The 23,419-nt window shown below is 37.2% G+C and carries 12 protein-coding genes, 3 tRNA genes, 3 rRNA genes and 2 pseudogenes; 13 read left to right on the top strand and 7 right to left on the bottom strand.

What is annotated here, in order from left to right; genetic code table 11:
• The first annotated feature begins 394 nt into the window (after positions 1 to 394).
• The 10 genes from LNP22_RS15725 (at position 395) to rrf (ending at position 15,098) form a co-directional block, all read left to right on the top strand.
• A complete protein-coding gene (locus LNP22_RS15725; RefSeq protein ID WP_229974306.1) occupies positions 395 to 3,499 on the top strand; it encodes a SusC/RagA family TonB-linked outer membrane protein in 3,105 nt (1,034 codons plus the stop codon).
• A gap of 61 nt (positions 3,500 to 3,560) precedes the next feature.
• Positions 3,561 to 5,084: a RagB/SusD family nutrient uptake outer membrane protein gene (locus tag LNP22_RS15720; RefSeq protein WP_229974305.1), complete on the top strand. Its 1,524-nt coding sequence runs from the start codon at positions 3,561 to 3,563 to the stop codon at positions 5,082 to 5,084.
• 10 nt (positions 5,085 to 5,094) lie between these two features.
• The gene (locus tag LNP22_RS15715) at positions 5,095 to 6,195 is read left to right on the top strand and encodes a hypothetical protein (protein ID WP_229974304.1); all 1,101 of its coding nucleotides are present in this window, start codon (positions 5,095 to 5,097) and stop codon (positions 6,193 to 6,195) included.
• A 131-nt stretch (positions 6,196 to 6,326) separates the two neighbouring features.
• Complete coding sequence (locus LNP22_RS15710) at positions 6,327 to 7,718, top strand: endo-1,4-beta-xylanase (RefSeq protein ID WP_229974303.1); 1,392 nt, start codon at positions 6,327 to 6,329, stop codon at positions 7,716 to 7,718.
• A 46-nt stretch (positions 7,719 to 7,764) separates the two neighbouring features.
• A complete protein-coding gene (locus LNP22_RS15705; RefSeq protein ID WP_229974302.1) occupies positions 7,765 to 8,688 on the top strand; it encodes a LamG domain-containing protein in 924 nt (307 codons plus the stop codon).
• Positions 8,689 to 9,842: 1,154 nt separating this feature from the next.
• Positions 9,843 to 11,356 (top strand): 16S ribosomal RNA (locus LNP22_RS15700).
• A gap of 122 nt (positions 11,357 to 11,478) precedes the next feature.
• A tRNA-Ile gene (locus LNP22_RS15695) sits at positions 11,479 to 11,552 on the top strand.
• A gap of 107 nt (positions 11,553 to 11,659) precedes the next feature.
• Positions 11,660 to 11,733, top strand: a tRNA-Ala gene (locus LNP22_RS15690).
• Positions 11,734 to 11,931: 198 nt separating this feature from the next.
• Positions 11,932 to 14,814 (top strand): 23S ribosomal RNA (locus LNP22_RS15685).
• 174 nt (positions 14,815 to 14,988) lie between these two features.
• Positions 14,989 to 15,098 (top strand): 5S ribosomal RNA (gene rrf / locus LNP22_RS15680).
• The 16S, 23S and 5S rRNA genes sit together here with 2 tRNA genes alongside, the layout of an rRNA operon.
• 122 nt (positions 15,099 to 15,220) lie before the next feature.
• Here the strand turns inward: rrf and LNP22_RS15675 are convergent.
• A pseudogene (locus tag LNP22_RS15675) lies at positions 15,221 to 15,457 on the bottom strand (transposase); the annotation flags it as partial.
• Positions 15,458 to 15,527: 70 nt separating this feature from the next.
• Between LNP22_RS15675 and LNP22_RS15670 the strand changes: the two are divergent.
• The 3 genes from LNP22_RS15670 (at position 15,528) to LNP22_RS15660 (ending at position 16,723) form a co-directional block, all read left to right on the top strand.
• A complete protein-coding gene (locus LNP22_RS15670; RefSeq protein WP_229974300.1) occupies positions 15,528 to 15,830 on the top strand; it encodes a transposase in 303 nt (100 codons plus the stop codon).
• Between the two features lie 32 nt (positions 15,831 to 15,862).
• On the top strand, positions 15,863 to 16,339 hold the full coding sequence (locus tag LNP22_RS15665; RefSeq protein ID WP_229974299.1) for an IS3 family transposase: 477 nt from the start codon (positions 15,863 to 15,865) through the stop codon (positions 16,337 to 16,339).
• Between the two features lie 153 nt (positions 16,340 to 16,492).
• Positions 16,493 to 16,723: an integrase core domain-containing protein gene (locus tag LNP22_RS15660; RefSeq protein WP_229974298.1), complete on the top strand. Its 231-nt coding sequence runs from the start codon at positions 16,493 to 16,495 to the stop codon at positions 16,721 to 16,723.
• 428 nt (positions 16,724 to 17,151) lie between these two features.
• Here the strand turns inward: LNP22_RS15660 and LNP22_RS15655 are convergent.
• From LNP22_RS15655 to LNP22_RS15630, 6 genes and pseudogenes are all read right to left on the bottom strand, one after another.
• A tRNA-Tyr gene (locus tag LNP22_RS15655) sits at positions 17,152 to 17,232 on the bottom strand.
• Between the two features lie 174 nt (positions 17,233 to 17,406).
• Positions 17,407 to 17,793, bottom strand: a pseudogene (locus LNP22_RS15650) (TlpA family protein disulfide reductase); the annotation flags it as partial.
• A gap of 18 nt (positions 17,794 to 17,811) precedes the next feature.
• Positions 17,812 to 18,576, bottom strand: coding sequence for a DUF4369 domain-containing protein (locus LNP22_RS15645; protein ID WP_229974297.1), 765 nt, complete (start codon positions 18,574 to 18,576; stop codon positions 17,812 to 17,814).
• A gap of 202 nt (positions 18,577 to 18,778) precedes the next feature.
• The gene (locus tag LNP22_RS15640) at positions 18,779 to 19,303 is read right to left on the bottom strand and encodes a DUF421 domain-containing protein (protein ID WP_229974296.1); all 525 of its coding nucleotides are present in this window, start codon (positions 19,301 to 19,303) and stop codon (positions 18,779 to 18,781) included.
• A gap of 15 nt (positions 19,304 to 19,318) precedes the next feature.
• Positions 19,319 to 20,686, bottom strand: coding sequence for a 30S ribosomal protein S6--L-glutamate ligase (gene rimK / locus LNP22_RS15635; RefSeq protein WP_229974295.1), 1,368 nt, complete (start codon positions 20,684 to 20,686; stop codon positions 19,319 to 19,321).
• A 135-nt stretch (positions 20,687 to 20,821) separates the two neighbouring features.
• Entirely contained in the window at positions 20,822 to 23,368 is a 2,547-nt protein-coding gene (locus LNP22_RS15630) for an ATP-dependent Clp protease ATP-binding subunit (protein ID WP_229974294.1), read from the bottom strand.
• Between the last annotated feature and the right edge of the window lie 51 nt (positions 23,369 to 23,419).

The raw sequence follows: 23,419 nt of genomic DNA, 5'->3' as shown, positions 1-23,419 counted from the left end.
TTAAATCGGGGCTTTTTTTTTAAGCGTGTTTCAAAAAAAAGTGCTTTTTGAATTTTTCTCAAACTTGTTATTTTAATAAAAATACTACAATATTATTTCGTATAATATATTTTAAAGTATAATTTTTTACCAATACTTCATTAGTTGTTTGACGGTTTTTATATGTTATTAATTAAATCTAGAGGATTAAAATGCTGTTTTGCATCAAATGATGCATGATTTGCTTCATCTGTTCTACACTTGAACTGCTCTAGATTTTACTTTCGTTAAGAAATATTTAAGAAATAGTTTTTTTATCAAAACTTATGTAATGAGCCAGACAAAAAACAACGCATCAAATATTTTTTACAAACTAAAATAACTAATTATCTAACTCAACTCTAAACCAAATTTTATGCAGAAAAGAACATTAAAAATACTATTGTGTTTAATAGTGTGTATGTGGGGAAATTTTTTCTTTGCTCAAACTGTTAAAGGAAAAGTAACATCAGGAGGGCTGGGCTTGCCCGGTGTTGGTGTAATTGTAGAAGGAACAAATAATGCAACAAGCACCGATTTTGATGGTGGTTTTATCCTAAATAATGTAGATCCAAAAAGTACATTGATCTTTAGCTATATAGGTTATAAAAATGTGTCCCTGCCAGCAGACACAAAATCAGTGATGAAAGTCAACATGGTTAATGACCTTGAAAAGTTAAATGAAGTAGTTGTAATTGGATATGGAACTTCAAAAAGAAAAGATATAAATGGTGCCGTTTCTTCCATTAAAGCATCCGAAATTCAGGACAAACCCTTCACTTCTATCGATCAGGCCCTTGTGGGTAAGGCGGCTGGTGTAAACGTTACGCAAAATTCAGGTACACCGGGAGGAGGAATTTCGGTACAAATTAGGGGAATCACGTCTATTAACGGTAACGAGCCCTTATATGTAATTGACGGAACACCAGTTTTTGCAGACAAAAACAACGACTCTTTTTCGTTTAGCGCTTTAGGCGGAGGAAACGGACAAACTAAAAATTCCGCTTTGTCGGGATTGAATATTTCGGATATCGAAACTATCGATATTCTAAAAGATGCTTCATCAACGGCAATATATGGAGCAAATGGAGCAAATGGTGTTGTTTTGATTACAACCAAAAAAGGAAAAAAAGGAAAATCGACTTTTTCGTATGAAACGTATTTAGGGACTCAGCAAGTGACCAATTCAGTTGATGTTTTAAACTTGCCGCAATATGCTGCTTATCAGGCAAAAATTTTCAAACTAAATGGTGAGCCAATTCCGTATCAATATCAAAAACCTGATTTATTAGGGATAGGTACAAACTGGCAGGACGAACTTTTTAGAACTGCTACCATGTACAACCATCAAATATCATTTTCAGGTGAAAAAGATGGAACAAGATATTATACCTCTTTAAATTATTTTGACCAGGAAGGAATTGTTTTAAATTCTGATTTCAACAGAATGTCTATGCGACTAAACGTAGATTCAAATGTAAAATCATGGTTGAAAATGGGTAACAATATGTCAATAAGTAAATCATCTCAACAAGTAGTCAGAAACGATGACAGAGGTGGTTTAGTCATGAATACTTTAAGACAATCTCCAGAATTGCCGGTTAGGTATGCTGATGGTTCTTTTGCTGGTCCTACAAGTGGTTTAGGTTCTTCGGCAAATGAGGCTACCAACCCAATTGCCTTATCCGAATACAATAACGCAAAAACGGACCGATACAAAATCAATGGAAATGTATTTGCTGATTTCACTCTTATCAAAGGTCTGGTTTTTAGAACGGAATTGGGATATGATTTAAATTTTGCAAAAAGCAGCTCTTTTGCGCCTGCCTACACTTTAGGAAACGTGTCTGAACTTTTAAACAAATCATTCAAGCAACAGGATCAAAGTTTTTATTGGAGTTTAAAAAACTATTTAACGTATAATAAAACCATTAGCGAGAAACACAATTTTACCTTTTTGTTAGGTCAGGAAGCGCAGGAAAGCCAATACGAATATTTAAGTGGTTACCGATCGGGCGATTTCTTAAGTAAAGATTTTACCAACTTAAATATAGGGGATATAGATACTGCAGTTAACGGAAATGGTTCGGGAAGATGGTCCATGACATCTTATATTTCGAGATTAAATTATAGTTTTTCAGATCGCTATTCTTTTTCTGCGTCTTTAAGAGCAGATGCTTCTTCGAACTTTGGACCTAATAACAAATGGGGTTATTTCCCTTCCTTTGCTGCAGGTTGGACGGTGAGTAACGAAAAGTTCTTTGAGCCATTATCTTCTACAGTAAATTATTTAAAATTCAGAGCGGGTTATGGTTCTGTTGGAAATCAAAATATTCCAGCAAACAGATACCAGACCATTCTTTCCCTGACGGCATCTCCATTTGGAGGCGTATCCCCAACAATTGATAATTTAGGTAATCCGGATATCAAATGGGAATCACTTAAGTCTTTTGATGTTGGTTTTGAATTAGGTATGCTTAATAACAGAGTAAAATTAGATTTTGATTATTATGTTAAAAATTCTTCTAATTTCCTGACGAAACAAATCAACGATGAATCGAATCAAAGTGCGCTTAATTATTACTTGAATACCGGTGAAATTGAAACGAAAGGAATCGAACTTACCTTGAATACCAGAAATATTATTACCGAAAATTTTACATGGGACAGTACCATTATTTTTTCAAAATACAATAATGAACTAACCAGTTTTCAAGGTGCAGGCAAATCTTTATTAGGAAAAGTACAATTTGATTTATATAATGTGACCAGAACTACAGAAGGCGAGCCAGTTGGACAATTCTATGGGTATGTTACGGACGGATTATTTAAAAATGCGGCAGAATTAACGGCAGGACCAACTCAGGAAGCAGGAACAGGAATTGGTGATATTCGTTTTAAAGATCTGAATAACGACGGAAAAATCGATGCCAAAGATCAAACTGCTATAGGAAGTGCAATTCCTGATTTCACTTATTCTTTTAACAATAACTTTAAGTATAAAAACATTAGTTTATCGGTTGTTTTAACCGGAAGCCAGGGCAATGAAATCTACAACTTTACCCGTCATTATACGGATGGTATTTATCCGGGATTTGGAGATCGGTTTGCAAACGTGAGTACAAGGGCCATAAATGCTTTTGAACCGGGAGTAAACGAAAATACAAATGAACCAAGAATTAGCCTTAATGATCCAAATGGGAATGGCAGAATCTCGAACAGGTTTGTGGAAGACGGTTCTTATTTAAGAATTCAGAACGTTTCTTTGAGCTACGATTTACCAAAGAAAATATTCGAAACCTCTATTATATCTAAAATTAGATTGTACGTCAATGTCCAAAACTTATATACGTGGACTAAATATTCCGGTTTTGATCCTGCTTTAGGAAATTTAGATCAGAACATCACCCTAAGCGGTATTGATCTGGGTCGATATCCAGTACCGAGAACTACTTCAATGGGTTTAAATTTAGAATTCTAAAATTTACGCTAAAAGACAAATTAACTTAATGATTTACAGTCGTTAAATAAAAATAATAGTTATGAAAAAACTTTTTAAACTTTTTATGATGGGAATGCTGCTACCATTGCTGTCCTTGTGTTCCTGTTCTGATGATTTTTTGGATGCGCCATCTGAAAATCAATTAACGCCTAGCGATTTACCAGAAGGAGTTACCGCTTTTGACGGAATCGCTGAGAGTTTGTATTTTAAACCCTGGTTTACTTTTAATGATAAATTCCTGATTGCCGTAGGGGATATGTACGCCGGCAACGCTTTTACCTTTGATGGTGCTTATGCGCAATTTAAAGATGCACAGGTAACCTCACAAAATCCAATTCTGACAGAAGGATACGTTTCGTTATTTTCGGTTATCGATCAATCTAACAATTTAATGAGTTTGGTCGAAGACAGAAAGAGCGAATTACCAGAAGCATCGTACAAAAATGCCATAGCAATTTCAAGATTTATGAGAGCCAATGCCTATTTCTATTTGGTAAGAACTTTTGGAGCTGTACCTATTGTTAATAAAGCAGGAACGGCAGCACAGCCAAAAAGAAATCTTGTCGCAGATGTTTACAAATTCATCAAACAAGATTTAGAATTTGCCATTGAAAATTTGCCTGAAACTTCAGTAAAAAAAGGATATGTTACCAAATTCGCAGCCATGGGTATTCTTGCAAAAGTGCATTTAACTTTAAATGAATATGCACAAAGTGCGGCTTTAACCCAGAAAATTATCGGAAACCAGTATAAGTTAATACAAGAATACGGAAACTTATTTAGCAGTCCTGAAAATAATAATAGTGCAGAGAGTATGTTTGCCCTGCAATGGAAAGCAGTTGCTACAGAATGGGGAACTCAAAACACCAATCAGGCTTATATAGTTCCGGGAGGCTCAGGCATAACTGGTGGCGGTGACGGTTGGGGAGTTTACCTGCCTTCTATCTCACTACAAGCTGGATTTGACCCCAAGGATACTAGAAAAAAGAACACGATTATGACAGATGGTGACTTTTATCCTGAGTTGTTAAAAAATCAGGGAGGTTTTACATACAAAAAAATCCTTTCTTCTACCGGAGCTAATTTCAGAAAATACATTGTAGGTTCTGCAGCCGAAAGAAACGATGTGTTTTTTATGAGAACATCGCAAAACACGATTATATTACGATATTCTGATGTTTTATTAATGCATGCCGAAGCGATTTTGGCCGGAGCAGGTTCTACTACTTCTACAGCTGCTTTAAGCGCTTTTAATGAAGTGAGATCAAGAGCCGGATTGCCAGCTAAAACGATACTTACCAGAGAGGATCTATTTAATGAAAGAAGAGTTGAATTTGCACTTGAAGGACAATATTTCTTTGATTTAAAACGCCGCGGTCTGGCTGAAGCAACAGCAATTATTTCGCAGCAGGAAGTTGGTTTTTATTCTGATGATGCCAGAACTGATTTGATTTCCAGAAAGATAACCCCTGGAAGCAATTATTTTGAATTGCCATTACCGCAATCTGCTATTGATACTAATCCATCATTATTAGAGCCTCCGGTTCCTTTTAACTTCAATTAATCTTATTACTATGATCAATAAAATAAAATATAGAATTATAATTCTTTTAGCAATGTTGTCTTTTACAGCTTGCCAAAATGATGACATCGTTTCTGCAAATATAGATGCCATGGTTGCTGAACCGGGAGATCTGTTGAATCAGGCTTTTCCATTAAATAAAGTCAGAGTCGAAGGTAAAGGGTTAATGGGATTAAAAAGAATCACGCTGGACAACAAAATTGATATTAGTTTCAATCCCAATTACAATTCAGATAAGGCGTTTATTTTTACGATTCCCTTTGATGAAAAACTAGGAAGCAGATTTGGTGTACAGCCTATTACATTTATAACCGGAAACGGATCTGTAACCAAAAACATTGAGATTTTACAACCTGTTCCCACTATTACAAAAACAATTCCAGCTGTGGCAACTCCAGGATTTCCATTAGAAATTGAAGGTACCTGGTTTTATAATATTTCTTCGGTAACTTTAGGAGGAAAAGCACTAAATTATACGCTAAAATCATCTTCATCAATCATTATCGGTTTACCTGCAAATGCAGTTTCCGGATCAGAACTGGTAATTATTACACCCGGAGGTACAGCAAAAAAGACAATAGAATTTGCGACACTAATTCTTGTATCTGATTTTGACGGTAATGGTACCAGAACAAGCTGGAACGCTTACGGCGATATCGATAGTTTTAACGCAAATACTACAGGTGGTCCAACAGGTAATTATGCAACTCTTGCGTGGACTGGCTCAACTGCCAACGGTTATAACGGAAGCAGCGCAGGAGGCGGAACTAATTTTCTAAGTGCAACCAATAAAGATGCTACAAAAACCTTTATAGATATTGATGTAAGTGCGAATGTAATAGGCGCTCAATTCGCCATACAATTAAATACTATTGATGGTAAAGACTATGGTTATAATTTTAAAGTAACTGATCTAAATTGGACAACAAAAACCATATCCTTAGCTGATTTTAAAGATAATTATGGGTTCGGGCAGCCTGCTACTGCGCTGGACGCTTCTAAAGTTAATGAAATCAAAGTAGGAATTGTACAGAGTGATACGCCAAATCCTAGCATAATAAAATTTGACAACATTAAAATTCGTTACGAATAATTGAGGATTGTATGCTTTAACTAAAAAAGAGGTTGTCATCAAAAGCAGCCTCTTTATAAAAGTAAATTATATCATAAATAATAAAGGAAGTATAATAAGAGTATTCCAGAATATTCTATAATAAAAACAATATGAAAATTAAATTTTTACTAGTACTCAGCAGTCTCTTCTTTTTTTTAAATGCGTGTTCTAAAGATGATAATGAAACTATTGAAACTTTAGAAAATCCGGTTGCAAACGCACCAAAAGATGTGAATGACAATGGTTTTAAAGCCAAATGGAATTATGTTTCCAATTCTAAAAGCTATCTTCTGGATGTTTCTACAACCGAAAATTTTGCAGCATTTGTGCCCAATTATAATGCAAAAGAAGTGACTGATTTAAATGAAGTTGTAGTTGGTTTAATGGGAGGTACACAATATTATTACCGAGTAAGAGCCAAATCAGAGACGCAAACTTCGGGTTATTCAAATGTTATTAGTGTTGTAACTACTGGTTCCAGTGGTATTCCTGAAGATCCTACTTTTTTAAAAGTAAAAGTCAATAAGGTAGCAAATCCATTTTTTGTTGGTATGGCAATAAAAGCTTCGCAATTAACAAGCGGAAGTCCTTATGATATCATTTTGAAAAATGAATTTAGCAGTATTTCTGCCGAATACGAAATGAAAATGGATCAAATTTCTACTGCAAGCGGTGTTTATAACTGGGCAGTAGCAGATAAAATTGTTGCTTACGGAAATTCAAATGGTATCAATGTTCACGGTCACGCTTTGGTATGGCATAACTCAGTACCAAAATGGTTAACAGATTTTTCAGGTACTGATGCTGAATTTGCTGCAGAAGTAAAAAAATACATTACGGATGTTGTGACGCATTATGCGGGAAAAGTAAAATCATGGGATGTGGTCAATGAAGCTGTAGATGATAATGGTGGTAACATGAGAAATACTCTTTTTCTTAGACGAATGGGACCTAATTATATAAAAGATTGTTTTCAATGGGCAAGAAATGCAGCAACTGCAGCAGGTGACACAAATTTATTATTGTTTTATAATGATTATGCAACCTCAACCAATATCCCAAAACAAGATAAAGTTTTTAGCATCATAGATGATTTAAAAACAAGTATACTAATTGATGGTGTTGGTTTTCAAATGCATAATACTTATTTAAGCCCGACAAAAACTCAAATTGAAACAGATATTAACAGAGCGGTCTCAAAGGGTCTGAAAGTTCATGTTTCAGAATTAGACATTCAAGTCAATCAGTTTAATGACATCTCTACTTTTACAAATGAAAGAAGGTTAGCTCAAAAAGAAAAATACAAGGAAATGGTCAAAATCTATAATGCACTTCCCGCAGCAAATAAATACGCTTTAACGATTTGGGGAATGAAGGATAATGAATCGTGGATTCCGTATAGCACAGAACTTAACCACCCGGGAAATGACTGGCCTTTATTGTACGATTCAAATTTTGCTATCAAAAGTTCGCATACCGGATTTCTCGAAGGTTTAGATTAAATTTTTTAATGCATACTACTTTACTATTAATTAACCACAAAAAATTATGAAAAAATTAAATTTGTTATCAGTAACATTATCATGTGTTTTAGGATTTGCATCCTGCTCAGATAGTACAACGCCTGTATTGGAACAAGGCCAATTGGCAAGTGTAGACAACTCTAAAAGTACAGCTAAAATAGCCGGTGCACCCTGGGTCAAACAATTTGAAGATACATTCAATGTAGGTTCTAATCTGGCACAATGGACAAAAGAACAACGAGCAGATTATAATTCCTGGTATTGCGACTATGCCAGTTCAGTGCCAACTACGCAATGGAGAGATGGAAAACAATGTCTGGAAATCAAGACTACAAAATTGAGCACGTACAAATATCAATCCGGATTCATTTCTTCTAATTATCAATATAAGCCTGAAAATAATACAGAGTATATGCTTTCCGCCAATATTAAACTAGTAGCGATGGATGGTACAACTTACAAATCTTTCACACAAACTTACGGTGCCTGGCCTGCCTTCTGGTCTGTGCAGCAAAATGCATGGCCAACCAAAGGAGAAATCGATATTCTGGAAGGCTACTCTTTTGCACCTAATGCAAGTCGTTATACTTCAAATATTTTTTATGGAACTACTTCCGGAACAAACTTACTTGGAAACTCTGCCGAAAGAAACTATCCCGGTAGTTTTAATTTAAACGGAAATAACGGATGGCATTTATATGAATCCTTTTGGAAAATGCAAAACAATGTTGTAACCGTAACCATAAAGGTTGACAATGTAACTGTTGCAACATATACGAACAGCAGTGTAGCGAATCTTAATTTTAATAATTTTGGAACTCATTCGATTATTTTCAATATGAACGTGGGATCTAAAGACTCCAATTTTATAGACCCTAATAAAATTAACTTATTTTCATCTGTAATGATGTGGGTAGATGATGTAACGGTTTACAAAAGACCAATTTAATTGATAAGTGGAGGAAGCAGATTTTGAAAAATTATAAATATTTGTGTTGTAGCTAACAGTTATGGTTCGAATTCAATTCTTCAAAATACAACTTTAAAAAGAGGTTTTTCCTTTAGGGAGAGCCTCTTTTTTTAATATCAATTTAATCCCTTGTTATGTTCATATTTTAGAATATATCTAAGAGAATTTTCTGTTGTGAGTTTCAGCTATGTCCCTTAGTGTGAGCTTACCTCTATAGATTCCATAATCTTTTAATTTATCATTCACCAAATAGTTAATATTTCTTACTGCAGCTTTTCCAGTTTAAAAAGTTTCAAATGAAAAATCAGGATGATTGTTATAAAAGTGCAGATCTATTGATGCAACAATTGGTTTTAAAACACTCTCAGAAAATGATCATCCTGAAATAGACACTTCTAATGTTATTCTCATTGTGGCGGGATGCTTTAAAAAGAATATCAACCCAAAGCTCTTCTCTAGCATAATTCAACTTATTAGATTAGTAAATGTAGAATTATAACCTCATTTAAACAAGATGTATACGTGCTTAAGCCCTTTGATATTGGTACTTAAGATGAAATTTTGAGGAACAACTTTGAACTTTGAAAATGCGCCACGATTTTGCCATAATATTAATAATATTGGCAATAGGTAAGACCAACTTCATAGCCTTAATTTTTTTTATAGTAAATTAGCGATAAATTCCATTATATATAAACCTTCTTTAAATATAGCATTTCATAAAATCATATAATGAAGTTGGTTTGGTTGGATATTTTATAAATACAGTGCTTTTTTTAAAGAAAGTTTTGTTTAAAAAACAATATACAGGAAAATACTTTCAAATAATTATAAAATTTCAATATCTAAATATATTGTTATCAGAAAGTTAAGAAAAAATGCTAAAAAAGATTGTAAAAAATTGGTAAAAACTCTTGTAAATGCAAATAAACTGTCTACTTTTGCACCCGCTTTGAGAAACAACGATAAGCGGAAAGAATAAAGAAACACACGTTCGTAGACATATTGAATTGACAGCCGTTTTAACAGAGATGTTAGAACAAAAGAATAAGAGTAATGGAATCGAGAGATTCGAGAATAACCACTAGAGAAAGCATCATTATAAATAGCTTAAGTAATTAAGCACACAATATACGATGAAGAGTTTGATCCTGGCTCAGGATGAACGCTAGCGGCAGGCTTAACACATGCAAGTCGAGGGGTATAGTTCTTCGGAACTAGAGACCGGCGCACGGGTGCGTAACGCGTATGCAATCTACCTTTTACAGAGGGATAGCCCAGAGAAATTTGGATTAATACCTCATAGTATTACGACTCGGCATCGAGATGTAATTAAAGTCACAACGGTAAAAGATGAGCATGCGTCCCATTAGCTAGTTGGTAAGGTAACGGCTTACCAAGGCTACGATGGGTAGGGGTCCTGAGAGGGAGATCCCCCACACTGGTACTGAGACACGGACCAGACTCCTACGGGAGGCAGCAGTGAGGAATATTGGACAATGGGCGCAAGCCTGATCCAGCCATGCCGCGTGCAGGATGACGGTCCTATGGATTGTAAACTGCTTTTATACGAGAAGAAACACTACTTCGTGAAGTAGCTTGACGGTATCGTAAGAATAAGGATCGGCTAACTCCGTGCCAGCAGCCGCGGTAATACGGAGGATCCAAGCGTTATCCGGAATCATTGGGTTTAAAGGGTCCGTAGGCGGTTTAGTAAGTCAGTGGTGAAAGCCCATCGCTCAACGGTGGAACGGCCATTGATACTGCTAAACTTGAATTATTAGGAAGTAACTAGAATATGTAGTGTAGCGGTGAAATGCTTAGAGATTACATGGAATACCAATTGCGAAGGCAGGTTACTACTAATGGATTGACGCTGATGGACGAAAGCGTGGGTAGCGAACAGGATTAGATACCCTGGTAGTCCACGCCGTAAACGATGGATACTAGCTGTTGGAAGCAATTTCAGTGGCTAAGCGAAAGTGATAAGTATCCCACCTGGGGAGTACGTTCGCAAGAATGAAACTCAAAGGAATTGACGGGGGCCCGCACAAGCGGTGGAGCATGTGGTTTAATTCGATGATACGCGAGGAACCTTACCAAGGCTTAAATGTAGTTTGACCGTTTTGGAAACAGAACTTTCGCAAGACAAATTACAAGGTGCTGCATGGTTGTCGTCAGCTCGTGCCGTGAGGTGTCAGGTTAAGTCCTATAACGAGCGCAACCCCTGTTGTTAGTTGCCAGCGAGTCATGTCGGGAACTCTAACAAGACTGCCAGTGCAAACTGTGAGGAAGGTGGGGATGACGTCAAATCATCACGGCCCTTACGCCTTGGGCTACACACGTGCTACAATGGCCGGTACAGAGAGCAGCCACTGGGCGACCAGGAGCGAATCTATAAAACCGGTCACAGTTCGGATCGGAGTCTGCAACTCGACTCCGTGAAGCTGGAATCGCTAGTAATCGGATATCAGCCATGATCCGGTGAATACGTTCCCGGGCCTTGTACACACCGCCCGTCAAGCCATGGAAGCTGGGGGTGCCTGAAGTCGGTGACCGCAAGGAGCTGCCTAGGGTAAAACTGGTAACTAGGGCTAAGTCGTAACAAGGTAGCCGTACCGGAAGGTGCGGCTGGAACACCTCCTTTCTAGAGCCTGAGTGTTAGCACTAGTGCACGCTTAGGAAAAAAGATGTGGATCTTTTGGATATGAATTTTAAAATTCGATTACTCTTGCTGTTAGTTCAAATAATAAATTTTAAGTAAAACAGAGTCTCGTAGCTCAGCTGGTTAGAGTACTACACTGATAATGTAGGGGTCGGCAGTTCGAGTCTGCCCGGGACTACTATTTAACTTAAAAAAAGGAAATTCTAGAAGTTGGAATTCACCAAAAGAAATTAGAGAAGAATTAGAAATCTAAAATCTGAATTCTACAATCTAAGATTGCAAAATGGGGGATTAGCTCAGCTGGCTAGAGCGCCTGCCTTGCACGCAGGAGGTCAACGGTTCGACTCCGTTATTCTCCACAAGAAGTACAAAGATAGTAGTACAAAGTATCAAGATTAGTCTTAATACTTAATACAAGAATCTTACATACTTATTAAAGTTCATTGACATATTGAGATAAGAAAATAATAAAAAGTAGAAAGCGTTTTTTATTATAAGTAGCAATACAAATAATAAAAGACAAAAAAAAACGGTCATAATTGATTTTATGATTGGTACAATAAGCAAAATAAGGGCGTATGGGGGATGCCTTGGCTCTCAGAGGCGATGAAGGGCGTGATAAGCTGCGAAAAGCTACGGGGATCGGCACACACGACTTGATCCGTAGATACCCGAATGGGGCAACCCACTATGTTGAAGACATAGTACACCGATAGGTGGGCAAACCCGCTGAACTGAAACATCTAAGTAGGCGGAGGAGAAGAAAACAAAAGTGATTCCGTAAGTAGTGGCGAGCGAACGCGGATTAGCCCAAACCAATGATGTTACGGCATTGTTGGGGTTGTAGGACCACGAGATTTTATGTACAAGGAACCGGAAGTTACTGGAAAGTGACACCATAGAGGGTGATAGTCCCGTATGGGTAACGAGTATAATAGATAGTGGTATCCTGAGTAGGGCGGGGCACGTGAAACCCTGTCTGAATTTGGCGGGACCATCCGCTAAGGCTAAATACTCCTGAGAGACCGATAGTGAACCAGTACCGTGAGGGAAAGGTGAAAAGAACCGTGAATAACGGAGTGAAATAGATCCTGAAACCATACGCTTACAAGCGGTCGGAGCCCTTTCGTGGGGTGACGGCGTGCCTTTTGCATAATGAGCCTACGAGTTAACGTTGCTGGCAAGGTTAAGTGGTTAAGCCACGGATCCGTAGCGAAAGCGAGTCTGAATAGGGCGCTTTAGTCAGTAGTGTTAGACGCGAAACCGTGTGATCTACCCATGGGCAGGATGAAGCTGTGGTAACACACAGTGGAGGTCCGAACCGGTTGACGTTGAAAAGTCTTCGGATGACCTGTGGGTAGGGGTGAAAGGCCAATCAAACTCGGAAATAGCTCGTACTCCCCGAAATGCATTTAGGTGCAGCGCTGAGCGTAAAATTATATAGAGGTAGAGCTACTGATTGGATGCGGGGGCTTCACCGCCTACCAATTCCTGACAAACTCCGAATGCTATATAATGTTTCTCAGCAGTGAGGGCTTGGGTGCTAAGGTCCAAGTCCGAGAGGGAAAGAACCCAGACCATCAGCTAAGGTCCCCAAATATATACTAAGTTGAAAGAACGAGGTTTGTCTGCCCAGACAGCTAGGATGTTGGCTTGGAAGCAGCCATTCATTTAAAGAGTGCGTAACAGCTCACTAGTCGAGCGGACGAGCATGGATAATAATCGGGCATAAGTATATTACCGAAGCTATGGATTTAGAGTTTACTCTAAGTGGTAGGGGAGCATTCTAACAGGGTTGAAGGTGTATCGTAAGGTATGCTGGACTGGTTAGAAAAGAAAATGTAGGCATAAGTAACGATAATGCGGGCGAGAAACCCGCACACCGAAAAACTAAGGTTTCCACAGCTATGCTAATCAGCTGTGGGTTAGTCTGGTCCTAAGGCGAACCCGAAAGGGACAGTCGATGGCTAACGGGTTAATATTCCCGTACTACTAATTACTGTGATGGGGTGACGGAGTGATGAAAGCGCCGCGAACTGACGGAATAGTTCGTTGAAGTACCTACCTATAAGATCTGCAGGCAAATCCACAGATTTTGGGGAAATACGATAGTACTCGGCGTCTTCGGACAAAGAGATAGTGCGCCTAAGGGCTTCCAAGAAAAACCTCTAAACTTCAGGTAATTAGTACCAGTACCGTAAACCGACACAGGTAGTTGAGGAGAGAATCCTAAGGTGCTCGAGAGATTCATGGCTAAGGAATTAGGCAAAATAGACCTGTAACTTCGGGAGAAAGGTCGCCAGCGCAAGCTGGCCGCAGTGAAGAGGTCCAGGCGACTGTTTATCAAAAACACAGGGCTCTGCAAAATCGTAAGATGAAGTATAGGGCCTGACACCTGCCCGGTGCTGGAAGGTTAAGAGGAGATGTTATCTTCGGAGAAGCATTGAATTGAAGCCCCAGTAAACGGCGGCCGTAACTATAACGGTCCTAAGGTAGCGAAATTCCTTGTCGGGTAAGTTCCGACCTGCACGAATGGTGTAACGATCTGGACACTGTCTCAGCCATGAGCTCGGTGAAATTGTAGTAACGGTGAAGATGCCGTTTACCCGCAGTGGGACGAAAAGACCCTGTGCACCTTTACTATAGCTTAGTATTGACCTTGGATAAATGATGTGTAGGATAGGTTGGAGACTGTGAAGTGGCGTCGCTAGGCGTTGTGGAGTCATTGTTGAAATACAACCCTTTGTTTATCTGAGGCCTAACCCCGCGATTGCGGGGGACATTGCTTGGTGGGTAGTTTGACTGGGGTGGTCGCCTCCAAAAGAGTAACGGAGGCTTCTAAAGGTTCCCTCAGTACGCTTGGTAACCGTGCGTAGAGTGCAATGGCATAAGGGAGCTTGACTGAGAGACATACAGGTCGATCAGGTACGAAAGTAGAGCATAGTGATCCGGTGGTTCCGCATGGAAGGGCCATCGCTCAAAGGATAAAAGGTACGCCGGGGATAACAGGCTGATCTCCCCCAAGAGCTCATATCGACGGGGGGGTTTGGCACCTCGATGTCGGCTCGTCACATCCTGGGGCTGGAGAAGGTCCCAAGGGTTGGGCTGTTCGCCCATTAAAGTGGCACGCGAGCTGGGTTCAGAACGTCGTGAGACAGTTCGGTCTCTATCTACTGTGGGCGCAAGAAATTTGAGTGGATCTGATTCTAGTACGAGAGGACCGAATTGGACAAACCTCTAGTGTATCTGTTGTTCCGCCAGGAGCATCGCAGAGTAGCTACGTTTGGAAGGGATAAGCGCTGAAAGCATATAAGCGCGAAACCCACCACAAGATGAGATTTCTTTTAAGGATCGTGGGAGATGACCACGTTGATAGGCTATAGATGTAAAGGCAGTAATGTCATAGTCGAGTAGTACTAATAATCCGTAAGCTTATGTACACCCTTTTCCCGAGCCGCAAGGCTCGGGGAGAAACTTTCTAAATCAATACTTTTTTCTTTATCTCAGTATGTTAAGATATTTGCTCGACGCAGAGCAGTCTTAAAGACGAAAGTCAAAATTCTTAAAGTGAAATACTTTAGACTTTATGACCTTAGACTTTAGACTAACAACCTTAAGGTGGTTATTGCGGCGGGGCTCACCTCTTCCCATCCCGAACAGAGTAGTTAAGCCCGCCTGCGCAGATGGTACTGCAGTTATGTGGGAGAGTATGTCGTCGCCTTTCTTTTTAAAACCCCTGTTTCAATCGAAACAGGGGTTTTTTGTTTATAAAAAAATCTCCAAATTTAATAAATAATGGATCAAGACGAAAACGGATCAAGACGAAAACCTGTGGAGTGATAAAAATTATGCATAAATAGTAGTGAGTCTAAAAAGGAAGTATTCTACATTTCTAACACCTCTGAATTTTGCTCTGAATGCTTTTATTTTAGCATTGAATGATTCTGCAGAAGCATTAGTACTTCTGTTATCAAAATAGTTCAATATCGTTTGATAATGATTCATAATGGTACGAGAGATTGTACCGAAAGACTTAAACCCGGATTGATTTACTTTTTCATGCCATTTGGCCAATTTTGCAAAACTGGAGTTGCTACATTTACTGGGACATAAATTTTAAGACTGTTTAAATAAAAATAAATATCTTAGAATTATGAAAAAACGAGTTTACAGTGCTGATTTTAAATCATCAGCAGTACGATTAAGTTACGATCGAGAAAATATCAAAGAATTAGCAGATGAACTAGGTATCCAGGTAGAGCGTATTTATAAGTGGAGATCCTCTCAAAAGACATTTACTAATCCAAAACCAATTATTTCTAAAAAAACAGAGACAGATTCTTTAGAAGTAAAACAATTGCGAAAAGCCCTTAAAGAAAAAGAATTAGAGCTTGAGATATTAAAAAAGGCCGTTCACATCTTTTCCAAGAGCGATGGTAAATCTACCAATTTATAGTCAGCTATAAACATTTATATCCTATTGAAAAGATGTGCAGCGTTTTAAAAGTAAGCCGAAGTAGTTATTATAGATGGTTCAGCGGTGGTCCTTCTAATAGATCCATAGAAAATAGTCTATTTACAGATTTAATAAAAGAAGTTTTTGAACTAAGCATTCAAACTTATGGAAGTCCTAGAATAGCAGAACAGCTAAAAAGAAAAGGGTATAAAATATCCAAAAGGAAAGTTGCTAAATTAATGCTAGTTAATGGTTGGAGAAGTAAACTTAAAAAACGCTTTAAAGTGACCACAGATTCTAATCATCGATATCCAGTGTGCAGTAATTATCTCAATAGAAATTTTACACCAAAATCACTCAATGAAGTTTGGGTGTCTGATATAACGTATATAAGAACAGCTGCTGGCTGGTTATATCTTACCACTATTATTGATTTATATGACAGGCAGGTTATAGGATGGTCATTAAGCACGCGAATGTATACCAATCAAACTATTATTCCAGCTTAGAAAATGGCAGTATCAAAAAGAGAAATAACAGAATCTTTACTTTTTCATTGCTTCGCCAATTCGAGCAAAGCTCTCGGGTCAGATCGAGGTATACAATATGCTTCGATAGAATTCAGAAAATTGATTAATAAAAATACTTTAATCACTCAAAGTATGAGTAGAAAAGCTAATTGTTGGGATAATGCTGTAGCTGAAAGTTTTTTCAAGACCCTCAAAGCAGAACTTATCTATCAGCATAAATTCACAACTATTGAGGAGGCTAAATTAGCAGTCTTTGAATATATAGAAGTATGGTATAATAGAAAACGTCTGCATTCTTCTTTGGGATATAAAACACCTAAAAAAATGGAACTAGAATTTTATAAAATCAAAAGTGTAGCATAGGTCTTAGAAAATTTGTCCGACTTTTTGTTGCAAGTCCAGATACCGTCAACAGTTATTCTGAAATACACAATCCATTCTCTACTTTCTATTTTGGGTCTTTTTAAAAAGAATCCCAAACCAAAACTGCTTTCCAACATAATCCTACTTTTTAAATTAATAAATGTAGAATAATATTACTGCCAAATCAAGTCGTTAATCTCGTTAACCCCTATGATATAAGGGATTTTCACTATTTCTGGTGCACTTTTCAGCACGCCGGAAAGTGCACCGATTCTGCACCTTTAATTTTGTGAGGATTTATAAATATTGAAAACAGCCCTAAAATAAAAAAAACCTGCAAATCGTTGAATTTGCAGGTCTTCAGACTTTTTTTGCGGGTTTTTGAAAAGATTGAAAAAGCTGCCTTTTTACTTCTTTTACCCTTTTTGTGGGGAGAGCAGGATTCGAACCTGCGAAGTTCACACAGCAGATTTACAGTCTGCCCTCGTTGGCCGCTTGAGTATCTCCCCGAAGCTTGTATTAATGCGCTTTGTTGTGCTAAGCGGTTGCAAATATATAAACGTTTTTGATGTTTGCAAACTAAAATCGCACTTAATTTCAACTTATTTTTTAATTGATTGGTATTGAATAAAATAAAAAATCTCCACTAGGGAGATTTTTTTGTTTTATGAAGAATCTTAGTCTTATTTGGCCAAAAGTTCTAAAATTTTTGCTCTTAATTCTGAACCTCTTAAATCTTTTGCTACAATTTTTCCTGACGCATCTAGAATAAAAGTGGCAGGAATCGATTCTACTTCATACTGTTTGGCAATTGGTTCATCCCAGTATTTTAAGTTAGAAACTTGAGGCCAAGTCAATTTATCCTTTGCAATTGCCTGTTTCCAAGCACTGGCTTCTTTATCTAATGACACTCCTATGATATTTAGCCCTTTTGAATGTAATTCGTTATAAATAGCTACTACATTAGGATTTTCTTGTCTGCATGGACCACACCAGGAAGCCCAAAAATCAACAATTGTTACCTTGCCTAAGCTTTCTTTTAGAGAAATTACTTTCCCTTCAGGATTTGGAGCCGAAAAATCTGCTCTTCATTTAGCGCTATCTAAAGAAGGAGCTGCAGTTGCACCCACTGATGGCATTTTCATTCTGCCTAAAGTTTCTTTTACTTTTTTCCCTGGAGTAGTATTTTTTACAGATTCATCTAAGGCATTATAAAGAGTTTCGATTTTTTTTACATCTGCAGTTGGGTCTCCAGCCATACCTTGAAGAATCAAAGCCGAAATAAAAGATTTTGGGTGACCTTCTGCGTAACTAACATATTTCTTTTTTGTTTCTTCTTGAACTTCTGTCTGAATTGTCATGAATTCTTTCATCAAACCATTGATAACAGCAGTATCTTGCTTTTGTTGAGCAGCTTGCATCGTTTGCGTATTTTTTTTCTGAAAATCGATCAGTTTTTTTGTTGCAACTTTAAGCTCTGCATCAAATTTTACATATTCATCATTGTTGTAAGTACCAGAGATTTTTGTTTTTTGAATGCTGTCTTTGTCAACAGCAATGTTGATTTCTCCTGTTTCTAAGATAAAAGGAACTAATCCTTGAACATCTTGTATAATTAAAGTATGAAAAGCTGGTTCAGTTACTTTTCCTTTGATTTCAAATTTTCCATTTTCAACTTTTACAGTGTCAAGTGCAACTGTCATTTGAGTTTTTGGATCCTGACCTTGTAAAATGATCGTTTTTCCGTTTTCAATTCCTTTTGCCGTTCCAGTAATTAGGTATTCTCCGTCTTTAACTTTACTGCATGAAATAATCGCTACTGAAGCGGTAAGTAATAAAAATATTTTTTTCATTATGAAATTAATTAGTTAATTGATTTGTGGAACAAAAGTATTTAAAATTATTAGAACATAAATAATTTTACTACCTAAATTTTTGTTATTGTTTATAGTTTAAATGCTATTTGAAATCGTTCTTTTTATAAATTGCTTTTTGTTCAAAAACAGAAGTTTAATTAAATCTTTCTGTAATATTTGAAGTTTTGCTCTTACAATATTAGGAAATTTGACTTCCGGAGCTTTTGTCGTTGTGTTTTCGTTTGTAATGCGTTTGTATTAGATTACTATTTTTAGAAATAATACTTATTGTTCCATCTATTTCAAGCATGGCAAGTTTTACTTCATAAAAATACTCAACACCATGCTCTCGCATTGCTTCTTTCAATTCTTCGTTAGTAATATCTAATTTACTAAGAGTTTTAAAATCTAATTTTCCGTAATGAATCAAAATCTCAGGTTTGTCCAATAAGAGGGTATTGAGCTTTGGATATTTGTGTTCTAACTTCTTGATTCCGTAATTAATTATAAATAAAGCCAACGCTGCTATCAATCCTCCCAAAAGGCTAGTATCTGGCCCCACCATTGCATTCTGAACTGAATTACTAATGAGTAAAATCAGAATGATATCGCCTGTATTGAGTTGCGAAAGCTCTTTTTTTCCAAAAAGACGAAGGGCAATTGTCATAAAAAAGTAGACGGCCACACTCCTAAAAATAATATCAAGATATGGACTTAGTGTCATTTTTAAACGGTGTTTTTATAACTTAAAATTCTTCTCGATAGCGCGTATCATTTCTCCGGCAATATCTTTATTAGTAGCGCCTTCAATTCCTTCAAGACCTGGAGATGAATTTACTTCTAATAATAAAGGTCCTTTGGAAGAACGAATAATATCAACACCAGCTACTTTTAAGTCCATTGCTTTGGTGGCTTTTATGGCAATTCTTTTTTCTTCGGCAGTAACTTTTATAACAGATGCCGTTCCTCCAAGATGAATATTGGCTCTAAATTCCCCCGGCATTGCTTCACGCTGAATTGCCGCAACAACTTTTCCGTCAATTACAAAACAACGAATGTCTTTTCCGTTTGCTTCCTTGATGAATTCCTGAACTAATATATTGGCATTTAAGCTTTTAAAGGCATTTATTACGCTTTCTGCTGCTTTTTTGGTTTCGGCCAAAACGACTCCTTTTCCTTGGGTTCCTTCTAATAATTTTACAATCAAAGGTGATCCTCCCACCATTTTGATCAAATTATCGGTATCCAAAGGAGAGTTGGCAAAACCAGTAGTCGGAATATCGATTCCACTATTTAATAGCAATTGCAAGGAGTACAATTTATCTCTCGATTGAGTTATGGCTGAAGCCGAATTGAGACAATATACTTTTAGTGCTTCAAACTGACGTGTTAAGGCACAACCATAAAAAGTCATACTTGGTCGTATTCTGGGAATAATAGCGTCAAACTGATTGAGGATTTTTCCGCCACGGTAATGAATTTCAGGAGTTTTGGCATCCAGTTTCATGTAGCATTCTTTAATGTTCAAAAAATGCATTTCATGGCCGCGCATTTCTCCCGCTTCCATTATTCTTTTATTGCTATACAACTCGGGATTGCTTGCCAGAAGTCCAATTCGTAAACCTGAACTTGCTTTTTCAGAATTTTTATATAATTCTTTTAAAGTATCTGTTGTAGGTTGTCCAAGTAAATATTTTTCTTCGGGATCAACCAGAACACGGCCACTCATGGCTTCACGGCCTAAAAGCATACGAAAACCCATCGAGTCACGATTGGTCAAAGTCATTTCTATTGGCCATTTGGTATCACCAATTAATATATTGGTTTGGATAACATAGCGATGTTCTCTAAAGCCACTGGAACTTTTTACAATTCTTTTGTCTACCAATGGAGCTTCGCAATGAATGATGGTTTTGATATTGTTCTGAATTGGGTTGATATCAAATTTGACCCAATTGGCGTCATTTTTTATAAAAGGCGCAATGTTTATGGCATGCATCGCCGATGTTTTGGCACCCGAATCAACGCGGGCTTTGATAGTAGGAATTCCTAATTCTGGAAAAGAGCACCATTCTTCGCTACCTAAAATGACTTTGTTCTGAAGCATACGTTATTATTATCGATATTAGTATTCAAAAGTAGCTATTTGCTTTTAATAAATATAAAATTTGTACCAAAGAATAAACCCGTTATGTTATAAAAACGTAACGGGCATATTATTTTTGTTGTAATTTATTTTTTTTTATTGATTTGTAGGTTCTTCTGCTTTGTGAATTTCTACCGAAAGTTCTTGCGAGTTTTCTTTAAGATCCATTAAGATTTCATCACCTGAATGTAATTTTGAAGTAATGATTTCCTCTGCCAACAAATCCTCAACATATTTCTGAATGGCTCTTTTTAGAGGTCTTGCTCCAAATTGTCTGTCAAAACCTTTTTCAGCAATAAATGCTTTTGCTTTATCAGTAAGACTTAAATTATATCCAAGTTCAGAGATTCTGGCATATAATTTTTTAAGTTCAATTTCGATAATCAAATCAATATCGTGTTTTTCTAGTGCGTTAAATACGATTACATCATCAATTCTATTCAAGAATTCAGGAGCAAAGGTTTTCTTCAAGGCATTTTCGATGATGCTTTTTGAATTTTCATCGGCTTGAGCCACTTTTGCTGCGGTTCCAAAACCTACACCTTGACCAAAATCTTTCAATTGACGAGCTCCAACATTTGAGGTCATGATGATAATTGTGTTTTTAAAATCGATTTTTCGACCCAAACTATCTGTCAAATAACCGTCATCTAAAACCTGAAGCATCATGTTAAAAACGTCAGGATGTGCTTTTTCGATCTCATCTAGCAATACAACACAATAGGGTTTTCTACGTACTTTTTCAGTCAATTGTCCGCCTTCTTCGTAGCCCACGTATCCCGGAGGCGCTCCAACTAGTCGGGAAATTGCAAATTTTTCCATGTATTCGCTCATGTCGATACGAATTAACGCATCTTCAGAATCAAATAATTCTTTTGCTAAAACTTTTGCCAATTGTGTTTTTCCAACTCCAGTTTGACCTAAGAAAATAAAGGATCCAATTGGTTTGTTTGGATCTTTAAGTCCGGCTCTGTTACGTTGAATAGAGCGTGCAATTTTTAAAACAGCTTCGTTTTGGCCAATTACTTTATTTTGAATTAACTCTGGTAATTTTGCTAATTTATTACTTTCGGTTTGTGCAATTCTGTTTACAGGGATTCCAGTCATCATAGAAACAACATCTGCTACATTATCTTCTGTAACTTCAATTCTGTTATTTTTTGAATCTTCTTCCCATTGTTCTTGTGCAATAGCTAAGTCTTTTTCGATGCGTTTCTCATCGTCACGAAGTTTGGCAGCCTCTTCATATTTTTGTTTTTTGACTACCATATTCTTCATCTCACGCACTTCTTCCAACTGACGTTCTAGATCTAAGATTTGTTTAGGAACATCAATATTGGTGATGTGTACACGAGAACCCGCTTCGTCAAGAGCATCAATCGCTTTGTCTGGTAAAAAGCGCTCAGACATATAGCGGTTGGTCAATTTTACGCAAGCTTCAATTGCTTCTTGCGTATAAATTACATTGTGATGATCTTCGTATTTGTCTTTAACATTGTTTAAGATAGCAATCGTTTCTTCAACAGAAGTTGGTTCTACAATTACTTTTTGAAAACGTCTTTCTAAAGCGCCGTCTTTTTCGATATATTGTCTGTATTCGTCCAAAGTGGTAGCACCAATACACTGAATTTCTCCTCTTGCCAAAGCAGGTTTGAACATGTTGGAAGCATCAAGTGATCCGGTTGCTCCGCCAGCGCCTACAATGGTGTGAATTTCATCAATAAAAAGAATAATATCATCATTTTTTTCAAGCTCGTTCATCACGGCTTTCATTCTTTCTTCAAACTGTCCACGGTATTTTGTTCCGGCTACTAAACTAGCCAAGTCAAGAGTTACGACGCGTTTGTTGAAAAGAATACGAGATACTTTTTTCTGAATGATGCGTAACGCCAATCCTTCGGCAATCGCAGATTTACCCACTCCGGGCTCTCCGATAAGAAGCGGATTGTTCTTTTTTCTACGGCTTAAAATTTGTGAGACACGCTCAATTTCTTTTTCGCGTCCTACTACAGGGTCTAGTTTTCCTTCCTCAGCCATTTCTGTTAAATCTCTCCCAAAATTATCTAATACTGGAGTTTTAGATTTTTTGTTTGACTTATTGGCTGGATTATTAAAACTACTTTCTTTCAGACTGTCATCTTGTCCTGAATCATCGTTATAAGATTCGTTTCGTGGCAAGTTTTCTAAGAATTCTTCTTCGTTTGGAGTCATGTTTAAATATTGTTCTTTAGCGATATCATAATCTATTTTTAGTTTATTCAATAGCTTGGTTGTTGGATCGTTTTCGTTTCGTAAGATACACAAAAGCAGGTGAGCGGTGCTAATCGAGGAGCTTTGAAATACCTTGGCTTCAAGGAAAGTGGTCTTCAGCGCCCTTTCCGCTTGACGGGTAAGATGAAGATTTTTCTTTTCAGCATTTATTTCAACGCTTTGATTGGCGGGGCTTAGTATTTCTACTTTTCTGCGTAAGTGATCTAAATCGACTGCTAAGTTATTAAGGATATGGATGGCTTTTCCGTTTCCATCCCTTAAAATGCCTAGCATTAGATGTTCTGTACCAATAAAGTCGTGGCCCAAACGCAAGGCTTCCTCTTTACTGTAGGTAATAACATCTTTTACTCTTGGTGAAAAATTATCATCCATAATATATAATTGGTATTGTAAATTTAGTGAATTACTTTTTGAAAAACAAAA

Source organism: Flavobacterium flavipigmentatum, from assembly GCF_020911905.1.
Taxonomy (GTDB): Bacteria; Bacteroidota; Bacteroidia; order Flavobacteriales; family Flavobacteriaceae; genus Flavobacterium; species Flavobacterium flavipigmentatum.
The sequence above is the reverse complement of the archived record's forward strand: the minus strand, read 5'-3'. Positions and strand labels throughout refer to the sequence as shown.

What these genes read in the sequence shown, in the direction of transcription:
- LNP22_RS15630 (WP_229974294.1), bottom strand. Translation starts at nt 23,368, where the DNA reads ATGGATGATAATTTTTCACCAAGAGTAAAAGATGTTATTACCTACAGT.
- LNP22_RS15670 (WP_229974300.1), top strand. Translation starts at nt 15,528, where the DNA reads ATGAAAAAACGAGTTTACAGTGCTGATTTTAAATCATCAGCAGTACGA.
- LNP22_RS15660 (WP_229974298.1), top strand. Translation starts at nt 16,493, where the DNA reads ATGAGTAGAAAAGCTAATTGTTGGGATAATGCTGTAGCTGAAAGTTTT.
- LNP22_RS15640 (WP_229974296.1), bottom strand. Translation starts at nt 19,303, where the DNA reads ATGACACTAAGTCCATATCTTGATATTATTTTTAGGAGTGTGGCCGTC.
- LNP22_RS15725 (WP_229974306.1), top strand. Translation starts at nt 395, where the DNA reads ATGCAGAAAAGAACATTAAAAATACTATTGTGTTTAATAGTGTGTATG.
- LNP22_RS15645 (WP_229974297.1), bottom strand. Translation starts at nt 18,576, where the DNA reads ATGAAAAAAATATTTTTATTACTTACCGCTTCAGTAGCGATTATTTCA.
- LNP22_RS15705 (WP_229974302.1), top strand. Translation starts at nt 7,765, where the DNA reads ATGAAAAAATTAAATTTGTTATCAGTAACATTATCATGTGTTTTAGGA.
- LNP22_RS15665 (WP_229974299.1), top strand. Translation starts at nt 15,863, where the DNA reads ATGTGCAGCGTTTTAAAAGTAAGCCGAAGTAGTTATTATAGATGGTTC.
- LNP22_RS15715 (WP_229974304.1), top strand. Translation starts at nt 5,095, where the DNA reads ATGATCAATAAAATAAAATATAGAATTATAATTCTTTTAGCAATGTTG.
- rimK (WP_229974295.1), bottom strand. Translation starts at nt 20,686, where the DNA reads ATGCTTCAGAACAAAGTCATTTTAGGTAGCGAAGAATGGTGCTCTTTT.
- LNP22_RS15720 (WP_229974305.1), top strand. Translation starts at nt 3,561, where the DNA reads ATGAAAAAACTTTTTAAACTTTTTATGATGGGAATGCTGCTACCATTG.
- LNP22_RS15710 (WP_229974303.1), top strand. Translation starts at nt 6,327, where the DNA reads ATGAAAATTAAATTTTTACTAGTACTCAGCAGTCTCTTCTTTTTTTTA.